Origin of the sequence: Curtobacterium sp. Curtsp57, assembly GCF_047324335.1 — a bacterium.
In the GTDB taxonomy this organism is placed as follows: Bacteria; Actinomycetota; Actinomycetes; order Actinomycetales; family Microbacteriaceae; genus Curtobacterium.
In genome coordinates this window covers 1,289,689-1,307,171 of the sequence record NZ_CP168511.1, presented here as the reverse complement: position 1 = coordinate 1,307,171, position 17,483 = coordinate 1,289,689, and the positions used below count along the sequence as shown (strand labels likewise).

Here is a 17,483-nt window from a genome sequence, read left to right as displayed (position 1 = left end):
GCTCAGAAGACGGCCACACCGCCAACGACGCCCGTCCCCGTGAGTCCCGCCGCCGAGCAGGCGACGGAGACCGCGACGCTGTCGTACCCGGGTGGGACGGCGGAGTTCCCGATCCTGCCGAGCGTCGACGGCGCGTCCACGGTGGACATCTCGACCTTCAAGAAGCAGACCGGGATGAACACGCTCGACTACGGGTTCGTGAACACCGGGTCGACCAAGAGCGCGATCACGTACATCGACGGCGACCAGGGCATCCTGCGGTACCGCGGGTACCCGATCGACCAGGTCGCCTCGAACTGCACGTTCCTCGAGGTCGCCTGGCTGCTCATCTACGGTGAGCTGCCGACCGAGTCCGAGCTCGAGGACTTCGACGCGCGCATCCGCCGGCACACGCTCCTGCACGAGGACCTCCGTCGCCTGTTCGACGCCCTGCCGCACTCGGCGCACCCGATGTCCGTGCTCTCCAGCGCGGTCAGTGCGCTGTCCACGTACTACGAGGACGACATGGACGTCGACGACCCGGAGAAGGTCGAGCTCCAGACCGTCCGGCTCCTCGCGAAGCTCCCGGTCATCGCCGCCTACGCGCACAAGAAGTCCATCGGGCAGGCGTTCCTGTACCCGGACAACTCGCTGTCGTTCGTCGACAACTTCCTGCGCCTGAACTTCGGCACCATGGCCGAGACCTACTCGCCGAACCCGGTGCTGACGAAGGCGCTCGACCGGCTGCTCATCCTGCACGAGGACCACGAGCAGAACGCCTCCACCGCGACGGTCCGCCTGGTCGGCTCGACGAAGGCGAACATGTTCGCGTCGATCTCCGCCGGCATCAACGCCCTGTACGGTCCGCTGCACGGTGGCGCGAACGAGGCCGTCCTCGAGATGCTCCAGCAGATCAAGGACTCCGGGGAGCCGGTGCAGCGATTCGTCGAGCGCGTGAAGAACAAGGAGCGCGGCGTGAAGCTCATGGGCTTCGGACACCGCGTCTACAAGAACTACGATCCCCGCGCGAAGCTCGTGAAGGAGTCGGCGGACGAGGTACTCGAGTCCCTGGGCGTGCAGGACGACCTGCTCGACATCGCCCGCGAGCTCGAGGAGATCGCGCTCAGCGACCAGTACTTCATCGATCGCAAGCTGTACCCGAACGTGGACTTCTACACCGGCATCATCTACAAGGCGATGGGCTTCCCGCCGCGGATGTTCACGGTGCTGTTCGCGATCGGGCGCCTGCCCGGCTGGATCGCCCAGTGGCGCGAGCTCAACAACGACCCCCTCAACAAGATCGGTCGCCCGCAGCAGCTCTACGTGGGTTCCCCGAAGCGGGACCTGCCCGCTCGCTGACGCGGCGCACCCGCACATCGCGCCCCGTACCGACGGGGCGCGATGTGCGTCCGGGGGTGCGGAGCGCGTTCTGTGTGCCGACCGCGACCGCGTCCGCATCCGCGGGGGAGATCGAAGTCGCACGACGCGCCGCTCACGTCCGCCCACTGGTCATGAACGGTCGGCCAAGCGGGCGCGGAGCGACGGTAAGTGACCCCTCGGCAAACCCGAGTGGCGTGTTGTGACCACTCGGTGGGCGGACGACGCGCGGAACGCGCGGAGCGGGCGAAGCGAGCGGAACGCGCGGAGCGAGCGGGACGCGCGGAGCGGGCGAAGCGCGCGGACGGGAGGCGCGGTGCCAGCCGACACCGCGCCTCCCGTCCGTAGGTGGCGCGGCGGGCGCGAGGGCGCGCAACGTGCCGCCCACTCCCGCTGGAGGGTCACGAACGGTCGGCCGAGTGGGCGCGAAGCGACAGTTCGTGACACCTCGGCGAACCCGAGCGGCGTGTCCTGCGACCCGGCGCGACCCAGCGCGACCGCGACCCGCCTGCGAACTCGCTACGCGTGGAGCGCGGTGTTGAGCTGGATGCCCTCGCCCTGGCGCTGCAGCGCCTCCACGGCGCCGGAGACGCTGTTGCGGCGGAACAGGATGTTCGGCGCGCCGGACAGCTCGGCTGCCTTCACGGTCTTCGGGGTGCCGTCGGGGTTCGGCGCCGATCCGACCAGCACGACCTTGGTGCCGGCGGTGACGTAGAGGCCTGCCTCGATGACGGAGTCGTCGCCGAGGGAGATGCCGAGCCCGGCGTTCGCCCCGAGGAGTGCGCGCTCGCCGAGCGAGACGCGGTGCGTGCCGCCGCCGGAGAGCGTGCCCATGATGGACGCTCCGCCGCCGATGTCGGTGCCGTTGCCGACGACGACGCCCTGGGACACGCGGCCCTCGATCATGGCGTCGCCGAGGGTGCCGGCGTTGAAGTTCACGAAGCCCTCGTGCATGACGGTGGTGCCCGGTGCGAGGTGTGCGCCCAGTCGGACACGGTTGGCGTCGCCGATGCGGACCCGGTCCGGCACGACGTAGTCGACCAGGCGGGGGAACTTGTCGATCGCGTGCACGGCGATGCCCGCGCGCTGCAGGGACGGGCGGAGGCGCGTCAGGTCGGCGGGGAGCACGGGCCCGGCGTTCGTCCACGCGACGATCGGCAGGTGGCCGAAGACGCCGTCGAGGTTGATCGTGTTCGGGCGCACGTGCAGGTGGCTGAGGAGGTGCAGGCGCAGGTAGGCGTCCGGGGTGCTGGCCGGGGCCGCGTCGATCTCGATCTCGACCGTGACGGCCTCGATGCGGACCCCACGGCGGTCGTCCTCGCCGATGTGCTCCTGCAGCTCGAGGGGGAACTCGGCGTCCGCGGGGAGCGCGCCGAGGTGCGTCTCGGGGAACCAGGTGTCGAGCTCGGTGCCGTCGGAGGCGACGGTCGCGAGGCCGTGGCCCCAGGCGGAGGTCGGGCGGGCGGTGGTGTCGGTCACGGCTCCAGGGTAGTGGTGCCCGGTAGGGTGACCGCATGCCGGAGCAGCTCGACCTCACCGCCTCGTCCATCGACATCACCCGTGCCATCTGCGACATCGAGTCGGTGTCCGGCAACGAGCGGTCCCTCGCCGACGCGATCGAGGCGGTGCTCGCGCCGCTGCCCCACCTCGAGGTGATCCGCGACGGTGACGCGATCGTCGCGCGCACGGACCTCGGCCGTGACCGCCGCGTGGTGATCGCCGGCCACATCGACACCGTGCCGCTGAACGACAACCTGCCGACGGAGTTCCGGACGGCGGAGGACGGCACCGAGATCCTCTGGGGGCGTGGGACCGTCGACATGAAGGCGGGTTGCGCGGTGCAGTTGAAGCTCGCGTACGACCTGGCGGCACCGTCGGTGGACGTCACGTGGGTCTGGTACGACCACGAGGAGGTGTCCGATGCGCTGAACGGCCTGGGACGCCTCGCCCGCACGCGCCCGGAGCTCTTGGCCGGCGACTTCGCCATCCTGGGTGAGCCGTCCGGCGCCCAGATCGAGGGCGGCTGCAACGGCAACCTCCGCGCCGAGATCCGCGCGTACGGCAAGCGCTCGCACAGCGCCCGCAGCTGGATCGGTGACAACGCCGTCCACAAGGCGGCACCGATCCTGGCGACCCTGGCCGCGTACGAGCCGCGCACGGTCGAGGTCGACGGGCTCGAGTACCGCGAGGGCCTCAACGCCGTGGGGATCACCGGCGGCATCGCCGGCAACGTCATCCCGGACGAGGTGATGGTCCACGTGAACTACCGGTTCGCGCCGTCCCGTTCGGCTGACGAGGCCGTCGCGCACATCCGCGAGCTCTTCGACGGCTACCAGGTGGACATCGTCGACCTCGCCGCAGGTGCCCGCCCGGGTCTCGACGCGCCGCTCGCACAGGACTTCGTCGCCGCGGTCGGCGGCCCCGAGCCCCGCCCGAAGTACGGCTGGACCGACGTCGCCCGTTTCTCGGCCCTCGGCGTCCCCGCCGTGAACTACGGCCCGGGCGAGCCGGTGTTCGCACACCACGACGACGAACAGGTCCCCGTCGCGCAGATCACCGCGGTCGAGGACGGTCTGCGTCGGTGGCTGACGGCGTGACCACCGCGTCGCCGTCCGGCTCCGTGCCGGTCCGGCGTCCACGGCCAGGGGTCGCGCGCTGGCGTGCGCGCTACCGGGTCGTGCCCTGGTGGGCGCGGATCACCGTCGTCTACGTGCTCGCCCGGATCGTCACCGGCGCGATGCTCATGGGGTTCTCGAGCATCCAGACCGCGAACTCGTTCACGTTGTCGCACCCGCCGTACCTCTCGTTCGCGTCGATCTGGGACGGTGCCTGGTACCGGGTGATCGCCTCGTCCGGGTACCCCTCGACGCTGCCGCTCGACACCGCAGGGCACGTCACCGAGAACGCGTGGGCGTTCATGCCGGCGTACCCGTTCCTGGTCCGCGGGCTGATGCTGCTCACGGGGGCGTCCTTCGAGCTCGTCGCGGTCTCGGTGTCGCTCGTCGCCGGCTGGGGTGCTGCGCTGGTCTTCCGCCGGCTGATGGGGCGGTTCCTCGACCCGGCGCGGGCGACGTTCGCGACGGTGCTGTTCTGCGTCGCGCCGGTCTCGGTCATGTTCCAGGTCGCCTACGCCGAGGCGATGGGGCTGTTCCTGCTGGTCGTCGCGCTGCTCCTCCTCGTGCAGCGCCGGTTCTGGACCATGCTGCCCGTCGTGCTGCTGCTCGGCATGACCCGCCCCACCGGGCTGGCGTTCGCGCTGCTGATGGTGCTCTTCATCGGCGTGTGGTGGCTCCGGCCCGCGTGGGTGCGGATGCCGTCGCGCCCGTCGTTCCGGTCGCTCGTCCCGCCGGCGGTCGTGGCGGTCGTCTCCGGTCTGGTCGGGCTCGCGTGGCCGGCGATCGCGTGGGCGGTCACCGGCGTCCCGAAGGCGTACACGGACACGGAGCTCGCCTGGCGGTCGTCCTACATCGGGTGGAAGGAGCTCGTGCCGTTCGCCCCGTGGGTGCAGGGCTTCGGGTGGTGGTTCCGGCAGCCGGCCGGCGGGCTGCTGCTCGCCCTGGTGCTCGTCGGGTTCGCGGCGTTCCTGTTCATGCCGCCCGCTCGGCGGATCGGGCTCGAGCTGCGGCTCTGGGCGGCCGCCTACCTGGTGTACTTGCTCGCGGTGTTCTTCCCGCAGTCCAGCACGTGGCGCATCCTGCTGCCGATCGCACCGCTGCTCGGGATCGTGGCGCTGCCGCGGTCGCGGGTGTACCGCGTGCTGGTCGTCGTGCTGTGCCTCGTGCTGCAGTGGGTGTGGATGTACTACTGCTGGTGGGTCGACGGTTACGACTGGACCCCGCCGTGATCGGTGGGGGCTGCGTCCGCGCTCGCGTCGAGCGCCTCGGCCGCTGATCCGTCCTCTGGCCTCCACGCGGCGGCGGCCGTCACCATCGCGTTGACCGTCGCGATGAACGGCACCGCGAAGAAGGCGCCGACCACCCCGGCGATCGTCGTCCCGGCGGTGACGCCGAGCACGACGCCGAGCGGGTGCACCTTGACGGCGCTGCCCGTGAGGAACGGGTGCAGCACGTGGCTCTCGAGCTGCTGCACGAGCACGACGATGCCGAGCATGATGAGCGCCGGCACCCAGCCGTTGAACACGAGCGCGACGAGCACGGCGACGACGCCGGCGACGATCGCGCCGACGACGGGGACGAAGGCGCCCATGAACACGATCACGCCGATCGGGATCGCGAGCGGCACCTGGAGGATGAGCGCGCCGATCACCACGCCGAGGGCATCGGTGACCGCCACGACGAGCTGCACGCGGATGAAGCTCGTGAGGGTCTTCCACCCGGCGGCACCGGCGACGTCGATGCGCGGCCGTGCCCGTCGCGGGAAGATCCGGACGACCCATGCCCAGATCCGCGGCCCGTCGATGAGCACGAAGATCGTCGTGAAGACGATGATGAACAGACCCTCGAGCGCGTGGACCGCCCCGGTGCCGGCCTCCTGGAAGCCCGAGAGGATCGACGAGGCGTGCGACTGTAGGTACGCGGTGCCCTTCGACACCCATTCGTTGACCTGCTTGACCGTGATGCCGAACGGCTCGCTGTCGAGGAGGGACTGCAGCGAGCGGATCTGCACGTGCAGCCGGTGTTCGAGCGACGGCAGGTCGTACCGGATCTGTGCCGTGACGACGAGGGCCAGGACACCGATCACCACGACGACGAGGATCAGGCTCGACAGCACCGACGCCCACTTCGGCCAGTGGTGACGCTGCAGGAACGACGACATCGGAGCGAGCAGCGCGCACAGGAGCAGCGCGATGAGGAACGGGACGACGATCTCGCTGAGCAGGACGACCAGCGCGATCACGACGGCCAGGAGCGCGCCGACCACGAGCAGTCGCCACGAGAACGCGCCGGCGATGCGCATGCCTGCGGGCACGGCGTCGTCGGCTCCGGGAGCGGGGTCCGGACGGCGCATGGAGGAAATGATCGGCACGCACACAGGGTAGGGAGAAAGGTCGCGAGAACGACGTGATCGATGGCCCCCAACCTGGGCGGTTTCGCAGTTGGCCCCTCCGTACGGGATAATGGGACGGCATGTACTGCACGAAAGGGGACATCTGATGGCAGCCATGAAGCCGAGGACCGGTGACGGGCCGATGGAGGCTGTTAAGGAGGGTCGACTCATCATCGTGCGGGTTCCGCTCGAAGGTGGAGGCCGCCTGGTCGTCTCGGTCAACGACGCCGAGGCCAAGGAACTCCACGACGCACTCGCCGAGGTCGTCTCGGCATAGTTCGTCGACGCTCCACAGCAGAGGGCCCGGAACGCGTACGTTCCGGGCCCTCTGTGGTCCGTGCGCGGTTGTCGTCGGTCGCCGCCATGATGGTCGCGTGCCACGTTCCCGCCGATCCGTCCGCCGTGTCGAGGAGTACGCCGCCGATCCGATGCCGCGCGGCGCGTGGCCCGCGACGCTCGCTCCCGTCCGGCAGGTGCTCGACGACGGGCTCGACCTCGACACCGTCACGGTCTTCGTCGGGGAGAACGGCGCGGGCAAGTCGACCCTGGTGGAGGCGATCGCCCTCGCCTTCGGCATGAGTCCGGAAGGCGGGTCGACGAACTCCGGCCACAGCACGCGCCCGAGCGAATCCGATCTGTGGGAACACATCGCGCTGCACCGGGAGCCGGGGGCACCGAAGGGCGGGTTCTTCCTCCGTGCGGAGACCATGCACGGTTTCTTCACGTACCTCGAAGAACACCCGGGGTCCCGGCCGGAGCCGGTGTTCCACGAGCGGAGCCACGGTGAGTCGTTCCTCGACTTCGTGATCGACCGGTCGCAGTGGCCGGGGTTGTGGATCCTCGACGAACCCGAGTCGGCGCTGTCGTTCCAGGGGTGTCTGGCGCTCATCGGGCTGTTGCAGGCGATCGTCGACGACGGCCTCGGGCAGGTGGTCCTCTCGACGCACTCGCCCGTGCTGGCGGCGTTCCCCGGTGCGACCATCCACGAGGTCGGGGAGTGGGGCCTCCGGCGCAGTGCCTGGGCGGACCTCGACCTGGTGCGGAACCAGCGGGCGTTCCTCGAGTCGCCGGAGCGGTACCTGCGACACCTCGAGTGAGCTAGGCGGTGACCTTCGTCATCTGCAGCAGGCCGTCACCGGCGGGGGACAGCGAGCTGATCACGGCGCCGGAGGTCGACACCTCGGTGAGCAGCAGCCGGAAGTCGGTCGTCGCACGGTCCCGCTTCACCGGGTCGGCGACCCGACCGCGCCACAGTGCGTGCGGCACCAGGACGGTCCCACCGAGTCGCGCGAGCCGCAGTCCGTGCTCGACGTACTCGATGACGTGCTCGGGGTCGGCGTCGACCAGGACGACGTCGTAGGACGCCTCGTTCATGCGGGGGAGCACCTGGTTGGCGCGACCCGGGATCAGCCGGACGCGCGACGGCGCGGTCCCGGCGGCGATGTAGGCGTCGCGCGCGTACTGCTGGTGGTCGACCTCGATGTCGATGGTGGTGAGGGTGGCCTTCGGGGCGCCGCCGAGGAGGTACAGCCCGGAGACCCCGAGGCCGGTGCCGATCTCGATGATGCCGGTCGCTCGGGATGCTGCCGCGATGACGCTCATCTGCGCGCCGATCGACGGGGCGACTGCTTCGACACCGAGCTCGAGCGAGTGCTCGCGGGCACGGGCGATCACCTCGGACTCGGAGACGATGTCCTCCGCGAACTTCCAGTTCGACTCTTTCTCTGACACGCACACTCCTCGAACGACAACTCTAGGGTGCAGTTCGGCCGGTTCGGGTTAGGCTCGCTCGTGTGAACATCCCGCTCGACAAGATCCTGATCATCGGGATCATTGCCGTGCTCTTGCTCGGGCCGCAGCGTCTGCCGATGTACGCGCAGAAGCTCGCCGAGTTCGTCAAGGCGGTCCGACGGTTCGCGGACACCGCCAAGGACCGCATGCGCGAGGAGATGGGGCCGGACTTCGACGACGTCGACTGGCAGAAGCTCGACCCGCGCCAGTACGACCCGCGCCGCATCATCCGCGACGCGCTCCTCGACTCCGGCACCGGCGCTGCTGCTGCCGCCGCGCCGCAGGTGACCGCCACGAAGGTGCGTGCGCCGGCACCGATCGTGCCGCTCGCCGCCGGTGAGAAGGCGCCGTACGACGGCGAAGCGACCTGACGCCCGCTTTCTCGCCAGACACCGTCATCCGGGCCGTGGTGCATTCCGACCCATCCCGCCCGCAATGGAAAGCCGAATCGCGCGTAGGTGGCCCGGATGACCGGCCTCCTACGCGCGATTCGGCTTCCTCCGCGCGGTTCGACCCGCTACTTCAGGTCGGCCAGGAAGCGGTCGGTCCAGGCGAGGGCCGCCGACCCCGTCACGGAGTTGCACGTCGCGGACGCGGTGCTCGTCGGCGTCGCGCAAGGGGTGTCGCGGTCGAGGGACCAGGTGTGCACCCCTGCGAGCCCGTGCGACTTCGCGTACGACGACACCGTGTCGACGTCGGCGAGCGTGAAGACCTCGTCCGAGACGTCGTTCACCCCGAGCATCGGCGTGACCTCGATCTTCGACGATGCGATCCCGTACGTGTGCTGCAGGTTCGTCACGGCCTGGATGGTGGACTGCCCCATCTCGCAGGTCGATCCGACGATGACGCAGTTCGCCGTGGTGGCCCGGCCGAAGTCCATCGTCATGAGGTTGACCGTGTAGTTCGTCAGGCTGGACGCCTTGATCGCCTTCACGGTGGCGTCACCCGTGCTGTTGAGTCCGCCGTACGATCCGTCGGATGCGGCCAGGGTCGCGAGGGTGAACGAGAAGCGCAGGCCCGGGTACTTCGCCTGCGCGAGCGCCGCGGCGTTCACGAGGTTCTGCACGTCGGCTGCTGACTGCCCGCTCTCGATGTCGAAGTCGACGCCGATCATGTGCGGGGACGCGTACCGGGCGATGAAGCTCTGGAGCGCAGTGCCTGAACACTTGAACGACCCGGCCGCTCCACCGGTGCTGACGATGTAGTTCACGCCGGCGGCGTCGAGCTTCGGGATGTTGGCGCTCGCGAACGCGTCGGCGGCGACCCCGCCCCAGTTCTCGCTGCCGCAGGTGCCGGTCGCGAACGCGAGGGTGATCGCCTTGAGGCCGGGCTCCCTGGTCGAGACCAGGCTGTTCGAGCTCCCGACGACCGGGATGCGCGTCCCCGTGACCGCGGTGTTCATCACGTTCGTGTTCCAGTCGAGGTTCACGGTGACGTCCTTGTACGGGCTGAAGACCAGTCCGCTGGCGGTGCCGGTGCTGCCGTTCCCGGGGTTCGTCGTGCCGCCGCCGCCCGTGCCGCCGCCGGGCGTGGTGGTCCCGCCCGTGCAGGCCCCCGTCGAGGTCCACGGCTGCCCGCTGCCCGTCGCGCCCGAGTGGGTCGCGGGGTCGTCGCCCTGCGTCCACCAGTTCGCGGTGTAGTTCGTGCCGTTCTCGCTGACCGTCTGCCCGCCGCTGTAGGCGGTGCCCGACGCCCACGCGGTCGCGCAGGTCGTCGCGGCGGTGGCGGCCGTCGCCGGTACGGCTGCGAGCGTTCCCCCTGCGAGCGCTGCTGCCACGGCGCCGATGACGCCGATCCGGATCCTGGTGGTCCTGTTCACCTGGGTTCTCCAATGCTTCGGCCGACGTCGTCGTCAGCACGGTGGAGCTCCTGCACCCTGAATACGCAGGAGCATTGTGGAATACCCCTGCATATTGCTCTCGGCAACAGGTGTGCGTCCATGAGGAGACGTACAGGAAGCGTGAATCGGAGTGTGGCGCCGGTCAGGAGAGGGACAGCCCGAGCTTCCGGCCGGACAGTCCACGGCCCATCGTGGCGACCCGGTCCGCGATCGCGGTCAAGGCGACCGCGGCGACGTCCTCCGGTGCGCCGAGGACCACCGGGACGCCGGCGTCGCCGCCCTCGCGGAGCGGGACGGAGAGTGGCACGCTGCCGAGCACCGGCACGGCGGAGTCCTGCCCGCGGGACAGGCGGGCGGCGGTCTCGGCGCCACCGCCCTCGCCGAACAGGTGCAGCACGGAGCCGTCGGGCTGGACGAGGCCCGACATGTTCTCGACGACGCCGACCACCCGCTGGCCGGTCTGTCGCGCGACGACGCCGCTGCGTTCGGCGACGTCCGCCGCCGCTGCCTGGGGTGTGGTGACGACGAGGACCTCGGCGTGGGGGAGCAGCTGGCCGACCGAGATCGCGACGTCCCCGGTGCCTGGCGGCATGTCGAGCAGGAGCACGTCGAGGTCACCGAACCACACGTCGGACAGGAACTGGTTCACCGTGCGGTGCAGCATCGGGCCACGCCAGGACACCGCGGTGGAGGGATCGTCGACGAACATGCCGATGGAGATCACCTTCACGTCGTGCGCGACCGGCGGCAGGATCATGCTGTCGACCCGGGTCGGACGGGGTGCGACGCCGCGCTCGTCCGTGAGGCCCATCAGCCCCGGGACGCTGAACCCGTGCACGTCGACGTCGACGATGCCCACCCGGAGGCCGCGACGGGCGAGCGCGACCGCCAGGTTCACCGTGACGGTGGACTTCCCGACGCCGCCCTTGCCGCTCGTCACGGCGATCACCCGCGTCAGCGAGTCCGCGGTGAACTGCACGCCCTGTGGACGTCCCTCGCGGAGGCGGTCGGTGAGTGCCTTCCGGACCGCTGGGTCCATCACCGAGACGTCCACGTCGACGTGCTGCACGCCGTCCACGGAACCGGCGGCCGACCGGACGTCGCGCTCGATCGTGTCGGCGGCCGGGCACCCGACGATCGTGAGCTGCAGGTCGACGCGCACCGAGCCTCCTGGCTGGACGTCGACACCACGGATCATGTCGAGCTCCGTGACGGGCCGTCGGATCTCGGGGTCGATGACGCGGCCGAGCGCAGCGAGGACCGCGGCGCCGAGCTGTTCGTCGGTGGCCTCAGCCACGGGTGGTGCTGCCGGGCTCGTCGGCGAAGCCGGCGTCGTCCGCGTCACGCCGGTCGAGCTCCTCGAGCAGCGATCGGAGCTCGGCGCGGATGAAGTCCTTCGACGCCATGTCCCGCATCGCCAGGCGGAGTGCGACGACCTCGCGGGCGAGGTACTCGGTGTCGGCGAGGTTCCGCTCCGCGCGCTGCCGGTCCTGTTCGAACTGGACGCGGTCGCGGTCGTCCTGCCGGTTCTGCGCGAGCAGGATCAGGGGTGCCGCGTAGGACGCCTGCAGGGAGAGCACCAGGGTCAGCGCGGTGAACCCGATCGCCGCGGAGTCGAACTGCCACGGCTTCGGCGTGAGGGTGTTCCACCCCATCCACACGACGCAGAAGAGCGTCAGGCCGACGAGGAACCAGGGGGTGCCCATCGCTCGTGCGATGCCCTCGGTCGCACGGCCGAACGCGTCTCCGCGGCCGGAGCGGCGCCGGGTCGGCAGGACACTCGTCCGCATGCCCTTCGGGGAGTCGAGTCGGCCGTCCGGACGCTGCTCGCGCCGGTTCTCATCCGTTCGTGCCACGTGCGGTCCTCCTTCCGGTGCTCACGGGGGGCCTGCGGGTCTTCGTCCGGGGGCGGGCGGGTTCGCCGTCCCCCTGACTCCGCCAGTCGTCCGGCAGGACGTGGTCGAGCACGTCGTCGATCGTCACCACCCCGACCAGGCGGTGGGCGTCGTCGACCACGGGGACGGACACGAGGTTGTACGTCGCCATCACGCGCGTCACCTCGGCGGCGCTGGCGTCGACCCGGACCGGCTCGGTCTGCTGGTCGATCAGCGTGCCGAGTCGCTCGTTCGGCGGGTAGCGCAGCATCCGCTGGAAGTGCACGAGCCCGAGGAACCGGCCGGTCGGCGGCTCGTACGGCGGCAGGGTCACGCAGACGCTCGCGCCGAGGGCCGGCGCGAGCTCGTGCCGGCGGATGAGTGCGAGTCCCTCGGCCACGGTGGCGTCGGCTGAGACGATCACGGGCTCGGTGGTCATCAGGCCACCAGCGGTGTCCGGCTCGTACTCGAGGAGCATGCGGACGTCCTGCGCCTCCTCCGGCTCCATGAGCTGCAGGAGTGCCTCGCTCCGCTCGTCGGAGAGCTCGGCGAGGAGGTCGGCCGCGTCGTCCGGCTGCATCTGGTCGAGGACGTCGGCGGCGCGCGCGTCCTGGAGCGAGGACAGGATCTCGACCCGTTCCTGGTCGGGCATCTCCTCGAGCACGTCGGCGAGACGGTCGTCGGGGAGCTCCTCGGCGACCTCGAGGCGCCGCTCGACGGGCAGGTCGAGGAGCGTCGAGGCGAGGTCCGCCGGCACCAGGTCGGAGTACGCGGCGATGACGTGCTCGGCGGACTGCGACTCACCGGGGAGCTCGTCCTCGGTGACCTCGTTCCACGTGGCGAACGTCGTCGGCCCCTTGCCGAACGGGGACGGCGTGGTCTTCGGCTTGCGGAGGAAGAGCTGCGACACCTCCCAGTCGCCCTGACCCCGGTCCTCGATCGCGATGTCCTCGATCGTGGCGCGGATGCGGTCCTTCGTGATGAGGACCTTGCGCCCGAGCATCTCGGCGATCACCCGGACCTCACCGCCGCGCTGTTCGAAGCGGCGCATGTTCACGAGGCCCGTCGTGATGACCTGCCCGGCACCGATCGACGTGATCCGGCCGACCGAGACGAAGATGCGGCGCTTGCCGGGGACCTCGACGATCAACCCGACGACGTGCGGGGGATCGGCCCGGCGGTAGACCACCAGGACGTCCCGGACCTTGCCGACGCGATCGCCGGCGGGGTCGAAGACGGAGCACCCGGCGAGGCGGGCGACGAATACCTTCGAGGCGCTCACCCCGCCAGCGTAGCCGGTCACCCGTCCGTTCCCTGGCCGTCCGTCCTGGTCGTTCCCTGGTGGTTCTCGTGCGATTGCAAGGACGACGGTGGAAGATGACTGTGTGAGCACTCAGAGCCCCTTCCGCGGTCGCACGGCGCAGGCGTTCCCCACGCTGCCCCGCGGGGACGTCCTCGGCACCTTCGACAGCTACCCGGACGCGCAGGCGGTGGTCGCGAAGCTCGCCGAGTCGGAGTTCCCGGTGAACAAGCTCTCGATCGTCGGCAACGACCTCAAGACCGTCGAGCGGGTCACCGGCAAGATGACCTACGGGCGCGCGGCGCTCGCGGGTGCGTTGTCCGGCCTGTGGCTCGGCTTCTTCTTCGGCATCGTGCTGACGCTGTTCTCGCCGACCGCCGGCGGCCTCATCTTCGCCGCCGCGATCATCGGCGCCGCGTTCGGCATGCTCTACGGCATCGTCTCGTTCGCCATCACGAAGCGGCAGCGGGACTTCACGAGCGTGCACCAGGTGCTCGCCACGAACTACCAGATCATCGTCGACCCGCAGCTCGTCGGGCAGGCGCAGCGCATCCTCGGGCAGTTCGGCGCAACGCCGCACGCCGCGTGGAACCCCGGGCAGCCGGGCAGTGGTGCCGGTGCGCCGTTCCAGGGGCAGCCCGGACAGCCTCCTCGCCAGGAGCCGTGGCGTCCCGGTCCGCCGACGGGGTCGCCGTACGGCGGGCAGTCGACGCCGCACAACCAGTCGGGCCAGCCGGGCTCGTCGGGCCAGTCCGGTTCGTCAGGGCAGCCCGGTTCGTCGGGCCAGCCCGGGCAGCCGTTCGGTCAGCCTGGAGGCCCGCGGCAGCCCGGCGCGTCGGCACCGGTCCCCGGTGCGCAGCCGCGCTACGGCACGAACGACGGTCCGCGGTACGGCGAGACCCCGGAGACGGCTCCGCAGCACCCGGCCGCGCCGACCGCCGCTCCGGCACCTCGTGCGGATGAGCCGCCGCGGTACGGGGAGCGCGTCCCCGGTGCGACGCCGCCCGCGCGCGCTGACTCTGCTCCCGAGGAACCGGACGCTCCTGCACCGTCCGGCTCGGCTCCGTCGGCTGACGACGACCGGAGCTGACTCCCGGGCCCCTCACGTCCCGCACCGCACGAGCTCACCCGGATCGCCGGCCGCTGACGCCCGACTGGTCGCAACGCTCCGTTCGAGTTCGTCGACCGGTCACGACCTGTCGTCCGAACGCCTCCGAATCGGCCGATCGTGACCGGTGGGCGTCGTGCCGACGGGGTGTTGTGACCGCTCGCGACCGCGGTGCATCTCCCTGCCCGAACGCCGGCGCGCGTGCGGCCAAGCGCGGATGCGCCGCGCGTGGGCGTGGTCGTGTGCGGTTACAGGACCTTGGAGTAGCAGGCGGAGAGTGGGGCGCCGACGTACGGGCCGAAGTTCGCTATGCGGCTGAAGCCCTCGCGCTCGTAGAACCGGATCGCACGCTTCTGCTCCGTGCCCGTCTCGAGCACGAGTGCGGGGGAGCCGAGGTCGAGCGCTGCCTCTTCGAGGCGTCGGAGGATCCCCGTCGCGGCCCCGGTTCCGCGGGACTCGCGACGGACGTACATGCGCTTGATCTCGGTCACCCCGTCGGCCACGAGCCGGAGCCCGCCGCACCCGATCGGGGTGCCATCGCCGTCGCGCGCCACGAAGAACACCGCGATCGAGTCGGCGGTCGGCTTGTCACCTGGCTCGGTGTCACCGCCGTACGTGCTGTCGATCTCGATGCGTTGGGCAGCACGCAGCCGCTGGGCGTCGGGCGAGTCGAAGTGCTCGACGTCGATCGTGATGCTCTGCGAGGAAGCTTCGGGTGTCGTCACCCGCTCAGGCTAGCGCCCGGTGCGGGCGATCCACCCCTCCACTTCCGAGGGGGTCCTCGGGATGCCGATCGACAGGTTCTCGGCGCCGTCGGCGGTCACGAGGATGTCGTCCTCGATGCGGACACCGATGCCGCGGAACTCCTCCGGCACCGTCAGGTCGTCCTGCTGGAAGTACAGGCCGGGCTCGATCGTGAAGACCATGCCGGGCTCGACGATGCCGTCGATGTACATCTCGCGACGGGCCTTCGCACAGTCGTGCACGTCGAGCCCGAGGTGGTGGCTGGTGCCGTGCACCATGTACCGGCGGTGGAACTGGTTGTCCGGCTGCAGCGATTCCTCGGCCGAGACGGGCAGGAAGCCCCACTCGGCGGTCTTGCGCGCGATGACCTCCATCGCCGTCGCGTGCACCTGACGGAACGTGATGCCTGGCTTCACGATGGCGAACGCAGCGTCAGCGGCCTCGAGCACGGCTTCGTAGACCAGACGCTGCACGGCCGTGAACGTGCCGCTGACCGGCAGCGTGCGCGTGATGTCCGCGGTGTAGAACGAGTCCACCTCGACGCCGGCGTCGATGAGGATGAGGTCACCGGGCTGTACGGCGCCGTCGTTGCGGGTCCAGTGCAGGATGCAGGCGTGGTGGCCGGACGCCGCGATGGTGTCGTACCCGACCGTGTTGCCGTCGGCGCGGGCACGGCGGTTGAACGTGCCCTCGACGATGCGCTCGCCCCTGGGGTGTGCGAGGACCGCGTCGAAGTCGGCGATCACGTCGGCGAACCCGCGCTGGGTGGCGTCGACGGCCTTGCGGAGCTCGTTGACCTCGTACGGGTCCTTGACGAGGCGGAGTTCGGAGAGGTCTCGGGCGAGCACGTCCTCCGTCGCCGCGACGTCGTCGGTCGCGGCAGCGCCACCGACCGCGGAGCCGAGGCGCTCGTCGAGGGAGCGCGTGAACTCGGTGTCGGCGTCGCGGACGACGAGCACCGAGGCGTCGAGGGAGTCCTGCACCCCGGAGAACTCGCCGAGGTCGGCGGTGGCGATGCCCAGGTCGGCGGCGACCTCGTCCAGCGAGGGGCGCGGACCGACCCAGAACTCCCCGATCTCCGGGTTCGCGTAGAACTCCTCGGAGTCGCGTCCAGCGGTCGAGCGGAAGTAGAGCGTGGCGTCGTGCCCGGAGCCGTTCGGCGTCATCACGAGCACCGAGCCGACGACGGTGTCGGTGCCCCAGCCGGTCAGGTGTGCGAACGCAGAGTGCGGGCGGAACGGGTAGTCGCAGTCGTTCGAGCGGACCTTCGCGGTGCCGGCGGGGACCACGATCGTCCGACCGGGGTGGAGCTCGGAGATGCGGGCCCGACGGGCGGCGGCGAAGGCAGCCTGCTCACGTGCTGCTGGCACCGGGCGGTCGCGCTCGGCCCACTGGGACCCGATGAAGTCCTTGAAGGTCGAGGAGCCGGGGGTGGTGGAGCGGTTGCTCGTTGCGCGGGGAGTCGTGTCGGCCATGCCCCCATCATCGCACCGCGCTCGACGCCCGGTCTGTGTGCCTGCTCACCTGTGGATACGATTGGCGCGTGCCCGACCCGTTCATCGACCTGCACGCGCACTCGAGTGTCTCCGACGGCACCGAGCCGCCCGCCGACCTCGTCCGGGCAGCGGCGGCCGCCGGACTGGACGCCGTCGCGCTGACCGACCACGACACCACCGCGGGGTGGGCGGACGCCGCTGAGGCCGCACGGGAGCTCCCGCTGACGCTGGTCCCGGGCCTCGAGCTCAGCACGCGCGTCGGCTACCGGAGCGTGCACGTCCTCGGCTACCTCGTCGACCCCGACGACGCAGCCCTGTCAGCCGAGACGGACCGCATCCGAGACGGCCGGTTGTCCCGAGCGCACCGCATGGTCGACCGCATCGGCGAGGACCACCCGATCACCTGGCGGGACGTCCTCGCACAGGCGAGCCCCGGTGCGACGATCGGCCGGCCGCACATCGCCGACGCCCTCGTCGCGCGCGGGCTCGAACCCGACCGCAGCGCGGCGTTCCGCGGGATCCTGCACCCGGCCTCCGGGTACTACGAACCGCACGACGCCCCGACACCGCTCCGTGGCGTCGAACTCATCCGTGCCGCTGGCGGCGTCCCCGTGATCGCGCACCCGGCAGCGACCTCGCGCGGGATCGTCATCGACGAGGCGGGCCTCCGCGAGCTCGTCGACGCCGGCCTCGGCGGGCTCGAGGTCGACCACCGCGAGAACCTCGCCCACGGCAAGCGCACCCTGCTCGAGTGGGCGGACCGCTACGGCCTGTTCGTCACCGGCTCGAGCGACTACCACGGCACCGGGAAGCCGAACCGTCTCGGCGAGCACCGCACGTCACGCCGCGCCTTCGACGAGATCCTCTCGCAGGCGACGGGTTCGGCCCCGGTGGTCGGCCCGGGTTCGCGCCTGCCCTGACCCGCGAAGGCGACACATCCCGCCTCGGGCGTGCTGTCCCCTCCGCG

The 17,483-nt window shown here is 70.6% G+C and carries 17 protein-coding genes; 8 read left to right on the top strand and 9 right to left on the bottom strand.

The genetic code is table 11. From position 1 onward, the window contains the following. The first annotated feature begins 39 nt into the window (after positions 1-39). Entirely contained in the window at positions 40-1,338 is a 1,299-nt protein-coding gene (locus tag ACEN9V_RS06120) for a citrate synthase (RefSeq protein ID WP_413603037.1), read from the top strand. 537 nt (positions 1,339-1,875) lie between these two features. Here ACEN9V_RS06120 and dapD read toward each other — a convergent pair. After that, positions 1,876-2,835, bottom strand: coding sequence for a 2,3,4,5-tetrahydropyridine-2,6-dicarboxylate N-succinyltransferase (dapD, locus tag ACEN9V_RS06115; RefSeq protein ID WP_281267203.1), 960 nt, complete (start codon positions 2,833-2,835; stop codon positions 1,876-1,878). Positions 2,836-2,870: 35 nt separating this feature from the next. Here dapD and dapE point away from each other — a divergent pair, with 35 nt between their 5' ends. Together dapE and ACEN9V_RS06105 are read left to right on the top strand one after the other, a co-directional pair. After that, positions 2,871-3,953 (top strand): succinyl-diaminopimelate desuccinylase, encoded by a 1,083-nt coding sequence (gene dapE / locus ACEN9V_RS06110; protein WP_413602547.1) that lies wholly within the window; start codon positions 2,871-2,873, stop codon positions 3,951-3,953. Then, on the top strand, positions 3,938-5,200 hold the full coding sequence (locus tag ACEN9V_RS06105) for a mannosyltransferase family protein (protein ID WP_413602546.1): 1,263 nt from the start codon (positions 3,938-3,940) through the stop codon (positions 5,198-5,200). Before dapE ends, ACEN9V_RS06105 begins: the two co-directional genes overlap by 16 nt. Here ACEN9V_RS06105 and ACEN9V_RS06100 read toward each other — a convergent pair. Beyond that, positions 5,179-6,342, bottom strand: a complete 1,164-nt coding sequence (locus ACEN9V_RS06100) for an AI-2E family transporter (protein ID WP_413602545.1) — start codon at positions 6,340-6,342, stop codon at positions 5,179-5,181. The two genes, ACEN9V_RS06105 and ACEN9V_RS06100, sit on opposite strands and share 22 nt — an antisense overlap. A 127-nt stretch (positions 6,343-6,469) precedes the next feature. On the opposite strand from ACEN9V_RS06100, the gene ACEN9V_RS06095 reads away from it, so the two are divergent. After that, on the top strand, positions 6,470-6,640 hold the full coding sequence (locus tag ACEN9V_RS06095; RefSeq protein ID WP_017887054.1) for a DUF3117 domain-containing protein: 171 nt from the start codon (positions 6,470-6,472) through the stop codon (positions 6,638-6,640). 151 nt (positions 6,641-6,791) lie between these two features. After that, entirely contained in the window at positions 6,792-7,460 is a 669-nt protein-coding gene (locus ACEN9V_RS06090) for an AAA family ATPase (protein WP_413603036.1), read from the top strand. 1 nt (position 7,461) lies between these two features. On the opposite strand, the gene ACEN9V_RS06085 is transcribed toward ACEN9V_RS06090, so the two are convergent. Beyond that, entirely contained in the window at positions 7,462-8,094 is a 633-nt protein-coding gene (locus ACEN9V_RS06085; RefSeq protein ID WP_281267208.1) for an O-methyltransferase, read from the bottom strand. Between the two features lie 62 nt (positions 8,095-8,156). Between ACEN9V_RS06085 and ACEN9V_RS06080 the strand changes: the two genes are divergently transcribed. Continuing rightward, positions 8,157-8,525 carry a Sec-independent protein translocase TatB gene (locus tag ACEN9V_RS06080; protein WP_413602544.1) on the top strand — a complete coding sequence of 123 codons (369 nt, stop codon included), beginning with the start codon at positions 8,157-8,159 and terminating at the stop codon, positions 8,523-8,525. A gap of 146 nt (positions 8,526-8,671) precedes the next feature. Here ACEN9V_RS06080 and ACEN9V_RS06075 read toward each other — a convergent pair whose 3' ends face one another. From ACEN9V_RS06075 to ACEN9V_RS06060, 4 genes are all read right to left on the bottom strand, one after another. Further along, positions 8,672-9,973, bottom strand: coding sequence for a carbohydrate-binding protein (locus tag ACEN9V_RS06075; protein WP_413602543.1), 1,302 nt, complete (start codon positions 9,971-9,973; stop codon positions 8,672-8,674). 163 nt (positions 9,974-10,136) lie between these two features. After that, positions 10,137-11,291: an Mrp/NBP35 family ATP-binding protein gene (locus tag ACEN9V_RS06070; RefSeq protein ID WP_413602542.1), complete on the bottom strand. Its 1,155-nt coding sequence runs from the start codon at positions 11,289-11,291 to the stop codon at positions 10,137-10,139. Further along, positions 11,284-11,784 (bottom strand): DUF1003 domain-containing protein, encoded by a 501-nt coding sequence (locus ACEN9V_RS06065; RefSeq protein ID WP_402729348.1) that lies wholly within the window; start codon positions 11,782-11,784, stop codon positions 11,284-11,286. Before ACEN9V_RS06065 ends, ACEN9V_RS06070 begins: the two co-directional genes overlap by 8 nt. 49 nt (positions 11,785-11,833) lie before the next feature. Continuing rightward, positions 11,834-13,150 carry a magnesium transporter MgtE N-terminal domain-containing protein gene (locus ACEN9V_RS06060; RefSeq protein WP_402729100.1) on the bottom strand — a complete coding sequence of 439 codons (1,317 nt, stop codon included), beginning with the start codon at positions 13,148-13,150 and terminating at the stop codon, positions 11,834-11,836. Between the two features lie 103 nt (positions 13,151-13,253). Here ACEN9V_RS06060 and ACEN9V_RS06055 point away from each other — a divergent pair, with 103 nt between their 5' ends. Continuing rightward, positions 13,254-14,258, top strand: coding sequence for a general stress protein (locus ACEN9V_RS06055; protein ID WP_413602541.1), 1,005 nt, complete (start codon positions 13,254-13,256; stop codon positions 14,256-14,258). 266 nt (positions 14,259-14,524) lie between these two features. On the opposite strand, the gene ACEN9V_RS06050 is transcribed toward ACEN9V_RS06055, so the two are convergent. Both ACEN9V_RS06050 and ACEN9V_RS06045 read right to left on the bottom strand, forming a co-directional pair. Continuing rightward, positions 14,525-15,001, bottom strand: a complete 477-nt coding sequence (locus tag ACEN9V_RS06050; RefSeq protein WP_413602540.1) for a GNAT family N-acetyltransferase — start codon at positions 14,999-15,001, stop codon at positions 14,525-14,527. A 9-nt stretch (positions 15,002-15,010) separates the two neighbouring features. Continuing rightward, on the bottom strand, positions 15,011-16,495 hold the full coding sequence (locus ACEN9V_RS06045; RefSeq protein WP_413602539.1) for an aminopeptidase P family protein: 1,485 nt from the start codon (positions 16,493-16,495) through the stop codon (positions 15,011-15,013). Positions 16,496-16,563: 68 nt separating this feature from the next. On the opposite strand from ACEN9V_RS06045, the gene ACEN9V_RS06040 reads away from it, so the two are divergent. Further along, complete coding sequence (locus tag ACEN9V_RS06040; RefSeq protein ID WP_413602538.1) at positions 16,564-17,436, top strand: PHP domain-containing protein; 873 nt, start codon at positions 16,564-16,566, stop codon at positions 17,434-17,436. Positions 17,437-17,483: the final 47 nt, after the last annotated feature.